17 protein-coding genes are annotated in these 13,755 nt (G+C 69.5%); 14 read left to right on the plus strand and 3 right to left on the minus strand.

All coding sequences use genetic code 11. The features are described 5' to 3' along the window. Positions 1-11 precede the first annotated feature (11 nt). Positions 12-878, plus strand: a complete 867-nt coding sequence (locus tag OHB24_RS29465) for a GNAT family N-acetyltransferase (RefSeq protein ID WP_327634110.1) — start codon at positions 12-14, stop codon at positions 876-878. On the opposite strand, the gene OHB24_RS29470 is transcribed toward OHB24_RS29465, so the two are convergent. Then, complete coding sequence (locus OHB24_RS29470; RefSeq protein WP_327634111.1) at positions 875-1,972, minus strand: dipeptidase; 1,098 nt, start codon at positions 1,970-1,972, stop codon at positions 875-877. The genes OHB24_RS29465 and OHB24_RS29470 overlap by 4 nt on opposite strands. A gap of 65 nt (positions 1,973-2,037) precedes the next feature. Between OHB24_RS29470 and hisI the strand changes: the two genes are divergently transcribed. From hisI to OHB24_RS29535, 13 genes are all read left to right on the plus strand, one after another. Then, on the plus strand, positions 2,038-2,370 hold the full coding sequence (gene hisI / locus OHB24_RS29475) for a phosphoribosyl-AMP cyclohydrolase (RefSeq protein WP_327634112.1): 333 nt from the start codon (positions 2,038-2,040) through the stop codon (positions 2,368-2,370). Further along, entirely contained in the window at positions 2,367-3,869 is a 1,503-nt protein-coding gene (locus tag OHB24_RS29480; RefSeq protein ID WP_327634113.1) for an anthranilate synthase component I, read from the plus strand. The genes hisI and OHB24_RS29480 overlap by 4 nt, the downstream gene beginning before the upstream one ends. Beyond that, positions 3,866-4,396 carry a Trp biosynthesis-associated membrane protein gene (locus tag OHB24_RS29485; RefSeq protein ID WP_327634114.1) on the plus strand — a complete coding sequence of 177 codons (531 nt, stop codon included), beginning with the start codon at positions 3,866-3,868 and terminating at the stop codon, positions 4,394-4,396. The genes OHB24_RS29480 and OHB24_RS29485 overlap by 4 nt, the downstream gene beginning before the upstream one ends. Before the next feature lie 56 nt (positions 4,397-4,452). Further along, the gene (locus OHB24_RS29490) at positions 4,453-4,710 is read left to right on the plus strand and encodes an HGxxPAAW family protein (protein WP_327634115.1); all 258 of its coding nucleotides are present in this window, start codon (positions 4,453-4,455) and stop codon (positions 4,708-4,710) included. 13 nt (positions 4,711-4,723) lie between these two features. Beyond that, complete coding sequence (gene trpC, locus OHB24_RS29495) at positions 4,724-5,530, plus strand: indole-3-glycerol phosphate synthase TrpC (RefSeq protein WP_327634116.1); 807 nt, start codon at positions 4,724-4,726, stop codon at positions 5,528-5,530. A 75-nt stretch (positions 5,531-5,605) separates the two neighbouring features. Then, positions 5,606-6,808: a tryptophan synthase subunit beta gene (gene trpB, locus OHB24_RS29500; protein ID WP_327634117.1), complete on the plus strand. Its 1,203-nt coding sequence runs from the start codon at positions 5,606-5,608 to the stop codon at positions 6,806-6,808. Further along, on the plus strand, positions 6,801-7,625 hold the full coding sequence (trpA, locus tag OHB24_RS29505) for a tryptophan synthase subunit alpha (RefSeq protein ID WP_327634119.1): 825 nt from the start codon (positions 6,801-6,803) through the stop codon (positions 7,623-7,625). The genes trpB and trpA overlap by 8 nt, the downstream gene beginning before the upstream one ends. A 6-nt stretch (positions 7,626-7,631) precedes the next feature. Next, positions 7,632-8,288, plus strand: coding sequence for an SCO family protein (locus tag OHB24_RS29510; RefSeq protein WP_327634120.1), 657 nt, complete (start codon positions 7,632-7,634; stop codon positions 8,286-8,288). Next, complete coding sequence (locus tag OHB24_RS29515; RefSeq protein ID WP_327634121.1) at positions 8,285-8,791, plus strand: DoxX family protein; 507 nt, start codon at positions 8,285-8,287, stop codon at positions 8,789-8,791. The genes OHB24_RS29510 and OHB24_RS29515 overlap by 4 nt, the downstream gene beginning before the upstream one ends. Beyond that, the gene (locus OHB24_RS29520) at positions 8,788-9,507 is read left to right on the plus strand and encodes a thioredoxin domain-containing protein (protein ID WP_327634122.1); all 720 of its coding nucleotides are present in this window, start codon (positions 8,788-8,790) and stop codon (positions 9,505-9,507) included. Before OHB24_RS29515 ends, OHB24_RS29520 begins: the two co-directional genes overlap by 4 nt. A gap of 64 nt (positions 9,508-9,571) precedes the next feature. Further along, positions 9,572-10,573 (plus strand): prolipoprotein diacylglyceryl transferase, encoded by a 1,002-nt coding sequence (lgt, locus tag OHB24_RS29525; RefSeq protein WP_327634123.1) that lies wholly within the window; start codon positions 9,572-9,574, stop codon positions 10,571-10,573. Further along, the gene (locus tag OHB24_RS29530) at positions 10,566-11,291 is read left to right on the plus strand and encodes a VIT1/CCC1 transporter family protein (RefSeq protein WP_327634124.1); all 726 of its coding nucleotides are present in this window, start codon (positions 10,566-10,568) and stop codon (positions 11,289-11,291) included. Before lgt ends, OHB24_RS29530 begins: the two co-directional genes overlap by 8 nt. Positions 11,292-11,360: 69 nt before the next feature. Continuing rightward, entirely contained in the window at positions 11,361-12,140 is a 780-nt protein-coding gene (locus OHB24_RS29535; protein ID WP_327634125.1) for a hypothetical protein, read from the plus strand. Here OHB24_RS29535 and OHB24_RS29540 read toward each other — a convergent pair whose 3' ends face one another. Together OHB24_RS29540 and OHB24_RS29545 are read right to left on the minus strand one after the other, a co-directional pair. After that, positions 12,141-13,169 carry a 1-aminocyclopropane-1-carboxylate deaminase gene (locus OHB24_RS29540; protein ID WP_327634126.1) on the minus strand — a complete coding sequence of 343 codons (1,029 nt, stop codon included), beginning with the start codon at positions 13,167-13,169 and terminating at the stop codon, positions 12,141-12,143. It abuts the gene before it with no gap. Further along, positions 13,156-13,701, minus strand: a complete 546-nt coding sequence (locus OHB24_RS29545; protein ID WP_327634127.1) for a phosphotransferase family protein — start codon at positions 13,699-13,701, stop codon at positions 13,156-13,158. The genes OHB24_RS29540 and OHB24_RS29545 overlap by 14 nt, the downstream gene beginning before the upstream one ends. Positions 13,702-13,755: the final 54 nt, after the last annotated feature.

Below are 13,755 nucleotides of genomic sequence, written 5' to 3' on the forward strand. Positions count from 1 at the left end.
GTGATCGGGGGATGGGTATTGAGATGGGTGTGGCGGGGGTTGGGGAGTTGTTGGGTGTGGTGGGGGTGTTGCGGGAGTGGCAGCGGGAGGGGGTGGCGTTGCAGTTGCATCCGGGGGATCTTGGGTGGTTCTGGCGGTTCGGCGAGGAGCGGACGGCGGCGGCTACGCGGATCTGGCGGCGGGGTGGTGAGATCGTCGCGATCGGGATGCTCGACGAGCCGGACTGGCTGCGGATGTCGATCGCGCCGGACCTCCAGCGTGACGAGGAGTTGGCGCAGCGGATCGCCGAGGACGTGTCGGCGCCCGCAAGGGGTGTGCTGATCGAGGGCAAGGTGTACGTCGAGACGCCGATGGGCGCGCTCGTCCAGGACCTGCTGTTCAAGGACGGCTGGAACGCGGACGCGCCGTGGGTCCCGGTGTGGCGCGACCTGACCGATCCGGTGCCGGATCCGGGTGCACGCATCGACGTGATCGGCGCGGAGGAGGCTCACGAGCGGACCGGCGTACAGCGGGCGTCGTTCGACGGGTCGACGTTCACCGACGACCGCTGGTTCGCGATGGCCGACGGCGTGGCGTACGCCGACGCGCGCTGCCTGGTGCTCCGCAACAAGATCGGCGAATCCGTTGCCGCCGCCACCGTCTGGTCGGCCGGCGAGGGACGCCCGGGCTACATCGAACCGATGGGCGTCCACCGCCTGCATCGCGGCCGCGGGTACGGCACCGCGATGGTCCTCGGCTGCGCCCGCACGCTCCGGGAGATGGGTTCGTCCAGCGTCTACACGGTTACCCCGGCAACGAACGTCGGCGCGGTCGAGACGTACCGGGCCGCGGGGCTCGAGCCGCAGGACGAGATCCGCTCCCAGTACCGGGACGCCTAAGCGGTCGCTGTGTCGTCCGCGGCCCGGAGTACGCGCAGGATGTTGCCTCCGGCAAGTTTGCCGAGCTCCTCGTCACTCCAGCCGCGGTCGGCCAGCGCGCTGAACAGCACCGGGTACGACGACACGTCCGGCAGCTCGACCGGGAATTCCGGGCAGCCGTCGTAGTCGCCGCCCAGACCGATGTGGTCGACGCCCGCGACCTCCCGGACGTGCTCGACGTGCTTGACGACATCCGCGAGCGTGATCTCGGGGCGCGGTACGTCGTACATCGCTTCGACCTTCTCGCGATGCTCGCTGCCCTCGAGGCCGTGCTCCTTCGCCAGCGCGTGCATCCCGTCGAGCCAGTCGACGTACGCCTGCGAGACGAAGTACGGCACGAAGGTCACCATGCAGACGCCGTTGTTGCCGGTCAGCGTCTCGAGCACGTCGTCCGGCGCGTTCCGCGGTACGTCGCAGACCGCGCGCGCAGACGAGTGGCTGAAGATCACCGGCGCGCTCGTCACCCGGAGCGCGTGCCGCATCGTGTCCGCGGAGACGTGCGAGAGGTCGACCAGCATGCCGATCCGGTTCATCTCCCGGACGACGTCCTCGCCGAACTCGTTCAGCCCGCCGAGCACCGGCTCGTCGGTCGCCGAGTCCGCCCAGGACACGTTGTTGTTGTGGGTCAGCGTCATGTACCGCACGCCGAGCGCCCGCATCACCCTCAGGACGCCGAGCGACTCACCGATCGAGTGGCCGCCCTCCATGCCCATCAGCGACGCGACCCGGCCCGCCTTGATCGCCGCGTCCACATCGTCGGCCGCCGAAGCCAGTTGGAGATCCGACGGGAACCGCTCGACGAGCCGCCGGACGAAGTCGAGTTGCTCGAAAGTACGGCGTACGGCGTGCTCGTCCTGCGGCACCCACAGGGACCAGAACTGCGCGCCCACGTGACCCGCGCGCAGCCGCGGCAGGTCCGTGTGGAGCTCCGGCACCGGGCCGGCCAGGTCGTGCGCGTCCAGGTCGTACCCGCACAGCTCGTAGAACGCGATCGGCAGGTCGTTGTGCCCGTCGATCACCGGATGCTCCCGCAGCAACGCCTCGATCCGACTCATTGGGTCATCTTCGCAAGTTCGGGACCGTGGTCAGAAGGCAACCCCGGATCGGGGACAATGGGTGGGTGATTATCGACGAGTTGACCTTCGACGCGGCCGGTCTGATCCCGGCAGTGGTGCAGCAGTACGACACGCGCGAGGTCCTGATGGTGGGCTGGATGAACGCCGAGGCGGTACGCCGTACCGCGGAGAGCGGCCGGAGCACGTTCTGGTCGCGTAGCCGGCAGCAGTACTGGGTGAAGGGCGAAACCAGCGGCCACCGTCAGCACGTCAAGCAGATGCTCGTCGACTGCGACGCCGACACCCTGCTCGTCCTCGTCGACCAGGAAGGCCCGGCATGTCACACCGGGACGCACAGCTGCTTCGAGCACGGCGAGATCGAGGTGAAGGCAGCGTGACGGCGCCGGCGCTCGAGACGTTCCGCGAGTACGCGAAGGACCGCCGGGTCATCCCGGTCACGCGGCGCCTGCTGGCCGACGCGGAGACGCCGATCGGTGTCTACGGCAAGCTCGCGGCCGAACGGGAAGGCACGTTCCTGCTGGAGTCGGCGGAGAACGGCGGCGTCTGGTCCAGGTACTCGTTCATCGGCGTCCGCTCGTCCGCGACGCTGACCGAACGCAACGGCGAGGCTGTCTGGACCGGCAACCCGCCAGTAGGCCTTCCGCAGACCGGCGACCCGTTGAAGGCACTCCGCGAGACGCTGGAGATCCTGCACACACCGCGGCTGCCGGACCTGCCGCCGCTGACCGGAGGCATGGTCGGCTTCCTCGGGTACGACGCCGTACGCCGCCTGGAGCGCCTGCCGGACACGACCACCGACGACCTCGGCCTGCCTGAGCTCACGTTCCTGTTCGCCACCGACCTGGCCGCTCTCGACCACGAGACCGGCGAGATCTGGCTGATTGCGAACGCGGTCAACTGGGACGACTCCGACGAACGCGTCGACGAGGCCTACGCCGACGCCGTACGCCGCCTGGACGCCATGGAGCGCGACCTCGCCAGGCCCACCCCGTCGTACGTCGTCCACGCGGACCAGCAGGCCCAGCCGGATCCGCACCGGCAGCGCTCCAGCGCCGAGTACCGCCAAGCGGTCGAGGACGCGAAGGAGGAGATCCGTGCGGGCGAGGCGTTCCAGATCGTCGTCTCGCAGCGGTTCGAGCTGCAGAGCAGCGCCTCCGCGCTCGACATCTACCGGGTGCTGCGGCGCTCGAATCCCAGCCCGTACATGTACCTGGTCCGCCTGGACGGCTTCGACATCGTCGGTTCCAGCCCGGAGGCCCTGGTCAAGGTCACCGAGAACAAGGTGATCCTGCACCCGATCGCGGGCACCCGCCGCCGCGGCGCGACGCCGGAGGAGGACCACGCGCTGGAGGAGGAGCTGCGCGCGGACGCGAAGGAACGCGCCGAGCACCTGATGCTCGTGGACCTCGGCCGCAACGACGTCGGCAAGGTCTGCGCGCCGGGCACGGTCGAGGTCGTCGACTTCATGGACGTCCGCCGCTACAGCCACGTGATGCACCTGGAGTCGACGGTCACCGGGCAGCTCAAGGCCGGCATGACCGCCTTCGACGCGCTCACCGCCGCGTTCCCCGCGGGGACGTTGTCGGGGGCACCGAAACCGCGCGCGATGGAGATCATCGACAAGCTCGAGGTCACCCGCCGCGGGGTGTACGGCGGTGTCGTGGGCTACCTGGACTTCGCCGGCGACGCCGACACCGCGATCGCGATCCGCACCGCGGTGCTGCGCGGCGGTACGGCGTACGTCCAGGCCGGGGCCGGGATCGTCGCGGACTCGGATCCGGCCGCGGAGGACGCCGAGTGCCGGACGAAGGCGGCCGCCGTCCTCAACGCGATCGCGGTCGCGGGAACGTTCAGCGACGTGCTGGGGGACGGATGAAGCCGCAACGGCTGGTCGACCTCCTCGCCCTGGTGGCGCTCGTGCTCCTCGGCCTCTCGGCGTACCTGACCTGGGTGTCGGTCAACCCGGGCAACGGCCGCGTGGACGAGGTCTTCAACGGCTACTCGATCACCAAGGCCCCGGTCGCGCTGGCGCTCGCCGCGCTGGTGGCGGTCGTGATCACCAAACTCGCCGGTACGGCGCTGCGCCGCCTGCTCGGCGCGCTTGTCGTCGTGCTGGGCGCGATCGCGGTCGCCGTCGCGCTGTTGGTGCGTCCCGACGGCCCCGAACTGAGCCGCATCCGGCCGGTGCTCAGCGCCGTACTGGCCGACCAGGTCATCGAGACGGGCGGCCCTGCGCCGTGGTTCGCGCTGGGCGGCGGAATCGCCCTGGTCGCGGCCGGTTTGCTCACCGTGCTGACGGCGCACCGCTGGCGCAGCGCGACCCAGCGTTACGAGCGTGATCCGGCCGCCTCACCGGCCGATCAGTGGAAGGCGATCGACGCCGGGGAGGACCCGACTCTCTGATCGCGGCGGGCTACCGCCACAATAGGACGGGACGACGAGGAGGAGTGGCGCCAACTATGGACAATACGGTGGCGGATCAAGGGGCTAGTCGGATCGACGAGGAAGCTCCCCACGATCTGCACGGAAACAGCCCGGCGGCGTGGACCGCGGTGGCGATCGTGCTGGTCGCGTTCACGGTCGGCGCCATCGCCATGGTGCTGGGACCGAACTGGGTGCTGTTCTGGATCTCCGTCGGGATCGCGGTGCTGGGGGCGCTGGCCGGCAAGGTGCTGCAGCTGCTGGGCTTCGGGGTCCCGACCGACTCCGACCACTGAAGGGCGGACGGACATGACTGTGCTTGACGACATTCTCGCCGGGGTCAAGGCCGACCTCGCGGAGCGCCAGGCGCTTGTCGGCCTGGACGACCTGAAACTCGAGGCCCAGCGCAAGCCCGACGCCAAGGACCCGATGCCGGTGTTCCGCGGCGACGGGATCGCGGTGATCGCCGAGGTGAAGCGCTCCAGCCCGTCCAAGGGCGAGCTGGCCGAGATCACCGACCCGGCCGCGCTGGCCGGAGAGTACGAGCTGGGCGGCGCCGCGGCGATCTCGGTGCTGACCGAGGAGCGCCGGTTCAACGGCAGCCTCGACGACCTGCGTGCGGTCCGCGGCCGGGTCGACGTACCCGTGCTGCGCAAGGACTTCATCGTCTCGTCGTACCAGCTCTGGGAGGCGCGGGCGGCCGGTGCCGACATGGTGCTGCTGATCGTCGCCGCGCTCGAGCAGGAGGCGCTGGTCTCGCTGATCGAGCGGGCCCAGTCGATCGGCCTGTGCCCGCTGGTCGAGGTGCACGACGAGGAGGAGACGCGGCGTGCGGTGGACGCCGGCGCCCAGCTCATCGGCGTGAACAACCGGAACCTGAAGACTCTCGAGATCGACCGGGACACCTTCGCGCGGGTCGCGCCGACGATCCCGACCGAGCTCGTGCGCGTGGCCGAGTCCGGGGTCCGCGGTCCGCGTGATGTAATCGAGTTCGCGCGCGCCGGGGCCGATGTCGTCCTCGTCGGTGAAACCCTGGTGACCGGCCGCGATCCTCGCGCCTCGGTCGCCGATCTCGTCGCCGCCGGATCGCACCCCGCCATCCAGCAGCGGCACTAGAACGCCCGCCCGGTCCAAACGGCGCGGGGCCGAAACAATCCCGCGCCGTTGTGCCGGGTTGGAAGGTTTTGTCGGATGAGTACTGTGCTGCCCGACCAGTTCGGGCACTTCGGCCGTTTCGGCGGCAGGTTCATGCCGGAGGCGCTGATCGCGCCGCTCGACGAACTCACCCAGGCCTGGCGGGACGCCATGGCCGACCCGGAGTTCACCGGTGAGTTCGAGCGGATGCTGCGCGAGTACATCGGCGCCCCGAGCCTGCTGTACGACGCGACCCGGCTGTCGGACGTGGCCGGTGCGCGCATCCTGCTGAAGCGCGAGGACCTGAACCACACCGGCGCGCACAAGATCCGGAACGCGATCGGCCAGGCGCTGCTGACCAAGCGGATGGGCAAGCCGCGGGTGATCGCGGAGACCGGCGCCGGCCAGCACGGCGTCGCGACCGCGACCGCGTGCGCGTACCTCGGCCTGGAGTGCGTCGTCTACATGGGCGAGGTCGACACCGAGCGCCAGGCGCTGAACGTGGCCCGGATGCGACTGCTCGGCGCCGAGGTGATCTCGGTGAAGACCGGCAGCCGGACGCTGAAGGACGCGATCAACGAGGCGCTGCGCGACTGGGTCGCCAGCGTCGACAAGACCCACTACATCCTCGGTACGGCGGCCGGTTCGCATCCGTTCCCGGCGATGGTCCGCGACTTCGTGCGCGGCATCGGCGACGAGGCGCGCCAGCAGTCGCTCGCCCTGCTGGGCAAACTGCCGGACGCCGCGGTCGCGTCGGTCGGCGGCGGGTCGAACGCGATCGGCCTGTTCACCGCGTTCATCGGCGACGACGACGTGAAGCTGTACGGCATCGAGCCGGGCGGCGACGGGTTCGAGACCGGGCGGCACGCGGCGACGATCACCGCCGGGCAGGTCGGCGTACTGCACGGTGCGCGGTCGTTCCTGCTGCAGGACGAGGACGGGCAGACGATCGAGTCGCACTCGATCTCGGCGGGCCTGGACTACCCGGGCGTCGGCCCGGAGCACGCGTGGCTGGCGGAGACCGGGCGGGCGACGTACCGGCCGATCACGGACGCGCAGGCGATGGACGCGTTCAAGGTGCTGTCCCGGACCGAGGGCATCATCCCCGCGATCGAGTCCGCGCACGCGGTCTCCGGCGCCCTCGAGATCGCCAAGGAACTGGGGCCGGAGGCAACCATCTTGGTGAATCTGTCCGGTCGCGGCGACAAGGACATGGACACGGCCGCAACGTGGTTCGGCCTGGGGGATTCTGATGAGTGATGTGCTTGCCCTGGGCAAGGCCGGGGTCGCGATCCGGAAGGCGAACGACGCGGGCCGCGGCGCCCTGATCGGGTACCTGCCGGCCGGCTTCCCGTCGTACGACGGCGCCGTGGACGGCGTCAAGGCGATGATCGACGGCGGCGCCGACGTGATCGAGCTCGGCCTGCCGTACAGCGATCCGGTGATGGACGGCGTCACGATCCAGCGTGCGACCGAGGTCGCGCTGGCCGGTGGGCTGCGGACCCGCGACGTGCTCAGCACCGTCGAGAAGATCGCGGCGTACTCCGACGTACCGGTGCTCGTGATGACGTACTGGAACCCGATCGAGCGGTACGGCGTGGACCGGTTCGCGGCCGACTTCGCCGGTGTCGGGGGAGCGGGGCTGATCACGCCCGACCTGATCCCGGACGAGGGCGCGGAGTGGATCGCCGCCGCCGACAAGAACGAGCTCGACAAGGTGTTCCTGGTCTCGCCGTCGTCGACCGACGCGCGGATCGCGATGACCACGGCCAACTGCCGCGGCTTCGTCTACGCGACAGCTGTGATGGGTGTCACGGGTGCGCGGGACAAGCCGTCGGATCTCGCGGCGCCGCTGGTGGCCCGGGTGAAGGCGGCGACCGGTCTGCCGGTCGGCGTCGGCCTCGGCATCTCGAACGGCGACCAGGCGGCCGGTGTGGCGGCGTTCGCGGACGCGGCGATCGTCGGTGCGGCGCTCGTCAAGGCGCTCCAGGACGGCGGCCCGGCCGGTGTCCGCAAGCTCACCGAGGGCCTGGCCGAAGGCGTCCGCCGGGAACCCCGCGCGCCCGCCGAACGTTAGACCGCCGTGAGTCGATCAAGGAACGCCGTGCTGCTCGTGGCGGCGGTGGCTCTGCTTGCCCTCGCGGGCTGCAGCGGCAAGGAAGACAAGCCGGACAACCCCGGCGGTGCCATCATCCGCAGCAGCCAGGACCCGAACGGGTTGCGCGGGGCAACCCTCGACCGGCCGTACTCGATGCCCGCGGCCACCTTGACCGACACCGACGGGAACCCGTTCAACCTGGTCACCTCCACCAAGAAGCCGGTCACGCTGGTGTTCTTCGGGTACACCAACTGCCCGGACGTGTGCCCGACCGTGATGGCCGACGTGGCGTCCGCGCTCACCAAGCTCGACGACCAGGTGCAGGGCCAGATCCAGATGCTGTTCATCACCACCGACCCGGCGCGCGACACCGGGCCGGTGATCCGCAAGTACCTGGACCGGTTCGACCCGGCGTTCGTCGGGCTGACCGGATCGCTGACGTCGATCAAGGACATCGCGCAGGCCGTCGGCGTACCGGTGGAAGGGATGCAGAAGCTTCCTTCCGGCGGGTACGAGGTCGGTCACGGAGCGCAGGTGATCGGCTTCGGGAAGAACGACAAGGCGAACGTGCTCTGGCTGTCGAACGCCGCGATCGGCGACCTGGCGCACGACTTCGGGAAGCTGGTGGAGGACAACCGGTGAAGCGGTGGATTCCCTGGGTCTCGCTGGTAGCGCGGCTGGTGCTCGGCGGCGTGATGCTGGTCGCCGGCGCGCTGAAGGTGACCGATCCGGAGACCGCCGCCCAGGCGGTGCGCGCGTACGAGCTGCTCCCGTCGGCCCTGGTGGAACCGGTCGGCTGGGGGCTGCCGTTCCTCGAGATCGCGATCGGGTTGCTGTTGATCATCGGCTTCGGTGTCCGCGCGTCCGCGGTGGCCGCGGGTGTTTTCATGATCGTCTTCGTCGCCGCGGTGTCGTCCGCCTGGGCCCGCGGCCTGTCGATCGACTGCGGCTGCTTCGGCGGCGGCGGTCAGGTCGCCCCGGGACAAACGAAGTACCTGCAGGAGATCCTCCGCGATCTCGGGCTGCTGGTGCTGGCCGGCTGGCTGTGGTTGAAGCCCGCCAGTAAGTTCGCTGTCGTACCTGAGCCGAACACGGAACCGAACACCGAACCGAACACAGGACCGCAAGGAGCCACCGCGTCGTGAGCAAGACCAAACCCCCTGTGAAGTCTCCTGGGAATCCGCTGGTGCAGCAGCCCAAGCGCCGGATCTCACCCGGGATCATCGTGGTGATCGTCCTGGTGCTGGCCCTCGGCGCCGGTGTCGGCGTGCAGTACTACCGCGGCCACTCCAAGGTCGAGGTGAGTTCCAACGGACGCCCGGAGCCCACGGTCGTCACCGGTCCCGGCACGTCCGGCAAGGGCATCACGGTCGGCCAGTCCGGCGCGAAGGTGAACATCGACCTGTACCTCGACTTCCGCTGCCCGCACTGCGCGGAGTTCGAGGAGGCCAGCGGCACGACCGTCGACAAGCTCGTCCAGGACGGTACGGCGACGGTCACGTACTGGCCGCTGCAGTTCGTGAACCCGGACGCCTCGCCACGGCTCGCGAACGCGTTCGCCGCGGCGGCCGCGAACGGCAAGGCGCTGAGCTTCGTCGACGAGCTGTACGGCGACTTCTCGAAGTCCTGGACCACCGACCAGCTGCTGGAGCTCGGCAAACAGCTCGGGGTCGGCGACGCGAAGTTCCAGCAGGCTGTGCAGGACAACACGTACGGGACCTGGCTGGAATCCGTCGGTAAGGCGGCCGACGACCGCGGCGTATCCGGTACGCCCACCGTCTACGTCAACGGCAAGCAACTAGAGGCCGACCAGCTCACCGCCGACGGCCTGCAAAAGGCCGTCGACGCGGCCGCACTCTGAGGCCCCATCGTGACCGTGCGTTTCTGGCCGTGCTCTGGTGGGTCGAGTAGCGTTCCCCCTTGCCATGTCTAGTCTGCTTCCCGCCGTGATGGTTCCGGCGTTCATCCCGAGTCCGAGCCAGGGTGTTTGGCACCTCGGCCCCCTGCCGATCCGCGCGTACGCGCTGTGCATCCTGGCCGGCATCTTTGCCGGCTACTGGCTCGGCCGCCGGCGCTGGGTGGCGCGCGGCGGCTCGGCGCCGGTGCTCGCCGACATCATGTTCTGGGCGATCCCGTTCGGGCTGATCGGTGCGCGGATCTACCACGTGATCACCGACGCCGAGCTGTACTTCGGCGAGGGCAAGCACCCGATCGACGCGCTGAAGATCTGGCACGGCGGACTCGGTGTCTGGGGTGCGGTCGGCTTCGGCGCGCTCGGCGCCTGGATCGCCTGCCGTCGGGCCAAGGTGCCGTTCCTGGCGGTCGCGGACGCGATGGCGCCGGGGATCGCGCTGGCGCAGATCTTCGGCCGGTTCGGGAACTACTTCAACCAGGAACTCTTCGGCGGCCCGACGACCAAGCCGTGGGGTCTGGAGATCGCGACAGACCACCGGCCGGCCGGGTACGCCGACTTCGCGACGTTCCACCCGACGTTCCTCTACGAAGCGGTCTGGAACCTCGGCGTGGTCGCCCTGATCCTCCTCGTCGAGCGCCGGTTCAAACTCGGTCACGGACGGGCGTTCTTCCTGTACGTCGCGGGGTACACCGCCGGCCGCGCGTGGATCGAGCACATGCGCATCGACACCGTGAACCACTTCCTCGGCCTGCGGCTGAACGTCTGGACCGCGATCATCCTGTTCGTCCTGGGCGTGGTCGCCTTCGTCATCAGCGCCAAGCGTTACCCGGGCCAGGAAGACATCTCGAGTGGTCCCGCAGCCGGCAAGCCCGTCGAGGGCGAAGAGCCGGACACCGCCGAGCCGAGCGCCGAGAAGGCGGACGCCGAGAAGGCGACCGACGAGACGGACGCCGACGACTCCGACGACTCCGCGGCGACGACCGCGAAAGCCAACGACGGGTCAAGTGACTGAGACGCCGGAGGTTTCTGCCGAGCATCACGGGGACCACACGCACCGTGATGTGAACGGCGGCTGGCTGCGTCCGGCGGTGTTCGGCGCGATGGACGGCCTGGTGTCGAACTTCGCGCTGATCGCCGGTATGGACGGCGGCACCAGTTCCGGCTCGAAGTTCATCGTGCTGGCCGGCCTCGCGGGCCTCGCGGCCGGCGCGTTCTCGATGGCGGCGGGGGAGTACACCTCGGTCGCTTCCCAGCGCGAGCTGGCCCGCGCCGAGATCGAGGTCGAACGCGCCGAGATCAAGAAGCACCCGATCGACGAGGAGATCGAGCTCGCCGAGACGTACCGGGCGAAGGGCCTCGACCCGGACCTGGCCAGCAAGGTCGCGAAACAGTTCCACGCCGACCCGGACCAGGCCCTCGAGGAGCATGTCCGCGAAGAGCTCGGCATCGACCCCACCGACCTCCCGAATCCGGTGATCGCGGCCGCCTCCTCGTTCATCTGCTTCGCCATCGGCGCCTTCATCCCGCTCGCGCCGTACCTGCTCGGCGCGGGCAGCGTCGTACCGTCCCTGATCCTCGCCCTGACCGCCCTCTTCGTCTGCGGCGCCGTCGTCTCCCGCGTCACCAGCCGCTCCTGGTGGTACTCCGGCCTCCGCCAACTCCTCCTCGGCGCCGCAGCCGCCGCCCTCACCTACTTCGTCGGCACACTCGTCGGCCCCGGAATCGGGTAGCGCAGGCGCTACCTTCGGGGTCGCTCGGCCGTCATGGTTCGCGGCGGGCGGGTTGCCTAGGTTGTGGGCATGAAGAGGCTTGCAGTGCTCGCTGTGGCGCTCATCGTCGCGTTCGTGGTGGCTCCGGGCAGGTTGGCGAGTGCTGGGGCGGCGACCGGTGAGCTGAGGAGCGAGGCGGGGCTCGTCGGTACCTTCCGCGGTGAGTTCGTCACGTACTGGGGATCTGGCGAGCGCGGTTTCGGCCCGGGGATGCAGCGGGTGGTCGACTACTGGTTCCGGTACCACATCGCGAAGGGCGTGCTCGCCGCGGCGTTGCTGGTGGTGCTCGTCGCGCTCGGTGTGACGGTTTGGCGGGCGTTTCTGCGGACCCGGGGTCTGCAGGCGGCGGGGCTTGCGGTGGGCGGTGTGCTGTCGACAGGTTTGGCGGTGGTGTCGCTCGCGGCCGTCATGGCGAACATCCATGGGACGGCGGCGCCGTTCGGGTCGCTGTTGCCGATGCTGTTCGGAACCCCGGCCGGTCCGTTGGACAACACACTCGGGCAGGTCAGGCAGCAGTTGGCCGCTGGGCAGCAGTCGCCGCCGCTCGACATGATCACCAGCGACTACGTGCTGTTCCACGCGGTGATGGCTGTCGAGGGCGCGGTCGTGGTCGCCGGGCTCGTCGTACTGACCGTCCTGTTGTGGCGGCGGTTCACCAGGGCGGACGGGCGTACCAGGCGAGTGCTGGCCGGGTACGGCGTTTTCGTGCCGGTGCTGTCGCTGGCGCTCGCCGTGGTCGTGGTGGCGAACACGACCACCGCGGCGCACCCGCTGCCCGGGCTCGAGGGGTTCTTCGCCGGTGGCTGGTGATCAGCCGGTGATCGGCTGAGTGTGTGTGAAGAGGCTGCTGTAGGCGTTCAGGGCCGGCTGGCCGCCGAGGTGGGCGTAGAGGACGGTTGAGTCCTTGGGGATGTCGCCGGTGCGGATCAGGTCGATCAGGCCGGCCATGGACTTTCCTTCGTAGACCGGGTCGATGATCATCCCCTCCAGCTGACCGGTCAGCCGGATCGCGTCGAGGGTCGACTGCACGGGTACGCCGTACTCGTCGCCGGCCCAGCCCTCCAGGACGGTGATCTCGTCGGCGCTCAGCTCCCTGCCGAGGCCGATCAGCTCCGCGGTGGCGCGGGCGATCCGCTCGACCTGGTCGCGGGTCTCCTGGAGCTTGGCGCTGGCGTCGATCCCGATCACCCGGCGCGGGCGGTCCTGGCCCGCGAACCCGGCGATCATCCCGGCATGTGTCGACCCGGTCACCGAGCAGACCACGATCGTGTCGAAGAACACCCCGAGCTCGCGCTCCTGCTGCTCGACCTCGTACGCCCACTGCGCGAACCCGAGTCCGCCGAGCCGATGGTCCGAAGCACCGGCCGGGATCGCGTACGGCGTACCTCCGCGAGCCTCGACGTCCGCGAGCGCCTGCTTCCAGCTGTCCTTGAACCCGATCCCGAACCCGGCCGGGTCGAGCCGCACCTCGGCGCCCATGATCCGGCTGAGCAGGATGTTCCCGACCCGGTCGTTGAGGGAGTCCGGCCAGTTGACCCAGTTCTCCTGGACGAGCACCGCCTTCAGCCCGACCTTCGCCGCGACCGCGGCGACCTGGCGGGTGTGGTTTGACTGGTACCCGCCGATCGACACCAGCGTGTCGGCACCCTGCGCGAGCGCGTCCGGGATCAGGTACTCCAGCTTCCGGGTCTTGTTCCCGCCGTACGCGAGCCCGGAGTTGCAGTCCTCCCGCTTCGCCCACACCTTCGCCCCACCCAGATACGCCGAGAGCCGCTCCAGCGGATGCACCGGACTAGGCCCGAACAACAACGGATACCGCGAAAACTCACTGAGCCCCATTCATTGCCTCCTCGACAATTCCCGAAACCTTGCCCAACCAATCGGTGCGATCGCCGGCCCCGACCGCCCAGGCCGCCCGCGAAACCCCGGTGTACGCCGCCACGATGACAGCCCCGCGCCGTACGTCGCCACCGTGCGCCTCGACCAATGCGTCCAGCGGGACGTCCACTGCCAGCGCCAGATAACCGAGATCGAACCCAAGAGGTCCCAGGCCGAACTGCTCCCAGTCGATCGCGACCACGTCGTCACCGGCACGGCCGAGCAGGTTCATCGGATGCGCGTCGCCATGCGTAGGCACCCGAGGCAAACCATCTAGCACCGCTAGCGCATTGTCCCGCAGCCTCCACAGCTCCTCGATCGCGGGCGACGGGTTCAGCGACCTCCATCCACCCCGCCGCTCCACAGTCCCCAGGCGGTCACGCAGTACGTCGCGAGCACCCCAGTCAGGCTCCGCCACGGAAGAGCCCGCAAACCGCCCCAGCGCCCCCGCCAACGCCTCGGGAGCCCACTCAACAGCAGACGTGTACGCCATCCGGGCATAGGGCTGGACTATCAGGATCCGTCGGTCTCAGCAGGTGAATTTCAG

The organism is Kribbella sp. NBC_00482 (assembly GCF_036013725.1).
In the GTDB taxonomy this organism is placed as follows: domain Bacteria; phylum Actinomycetota; class Actinomycetes; order Propionibacteriales; family Kribbellaceae; genus Kribbella.

Coding starts and splice junctions, on each gene's coding strand:
- OHB24_RS29540 (WP_327634126.1), bottom strand. CDS start 13,169: ATGGGGCTCAGTGAGTTTTCGCGGTATCCGTTGTTGTTCGGGCCTAGT.
- OHB24_RS29465 (WP_327634110.1), top strand. CDS start 12: ATGGGTATTGAGATGGGTGTGGCGGGGGTTGGGGAGTTGTTGGGTGTG.
- OHB24_RS29490 (WP_327634115.1), top strand. CDS start 4,453: ATGGACAATACGGTGGCGGATCAAGGGGCTAGTCGGATCGACGAGGAA.
- OHB24_RS29535 (WP_327634125.1), top strand. CDS start 11,361: ATGAAGAGGCTTGCAGTGCTCGCTGTGGCGCTCATCGTCGCGTTCGTG.
- trpB (WP_327634117.1), top strand. CDS start 5,606: ATGAGTACTGTGCTGCCCGACCAGTTCGGGCACTTCGGCCGTTTCGGC.
- OHB24_RS29470 (WP_327634111.1), bottom strand. CDS start 1,972: ATGAGTCGGATCGAGGCGTTGCTGCGGGAGCATCCGGTGATCGACGGG.
- lgt (WP_327634123.1), top strand. CDS start 9,572: ATGTCTAGTCTGCTTCCCGCCGTGATGGTTCCGGCGTTCATCCCGAGT.
- trpA (WP_327634119.1), top strand. CDS start 6,801: ATGAGTGATGTGCTTGCCCTGGGCAAGGCCGGGGTCGCGATCCGGAAG.
- trpC (WP_327634116.1), top strand. CDS start 4,724: ATGACTGTGCTTGACGACATTCTCGCCGGGGTCAAGGCCGACCTCGCG.
- OHB24_RS29545 (WP_327634127.1), bottom strand. CDS start 13,701: ATGGCGTACACGTCTGCTGTTGAGTGGGCTCCCGAGGCGTTGGCGGGG.
- OHB24_RS29485 (WP_327634114.1), top strand. CDS start 3,866: ATGAAGCCGCAACGGCTGGTCGACCTCCTCGCCCTGGTGGCGCTCGTG.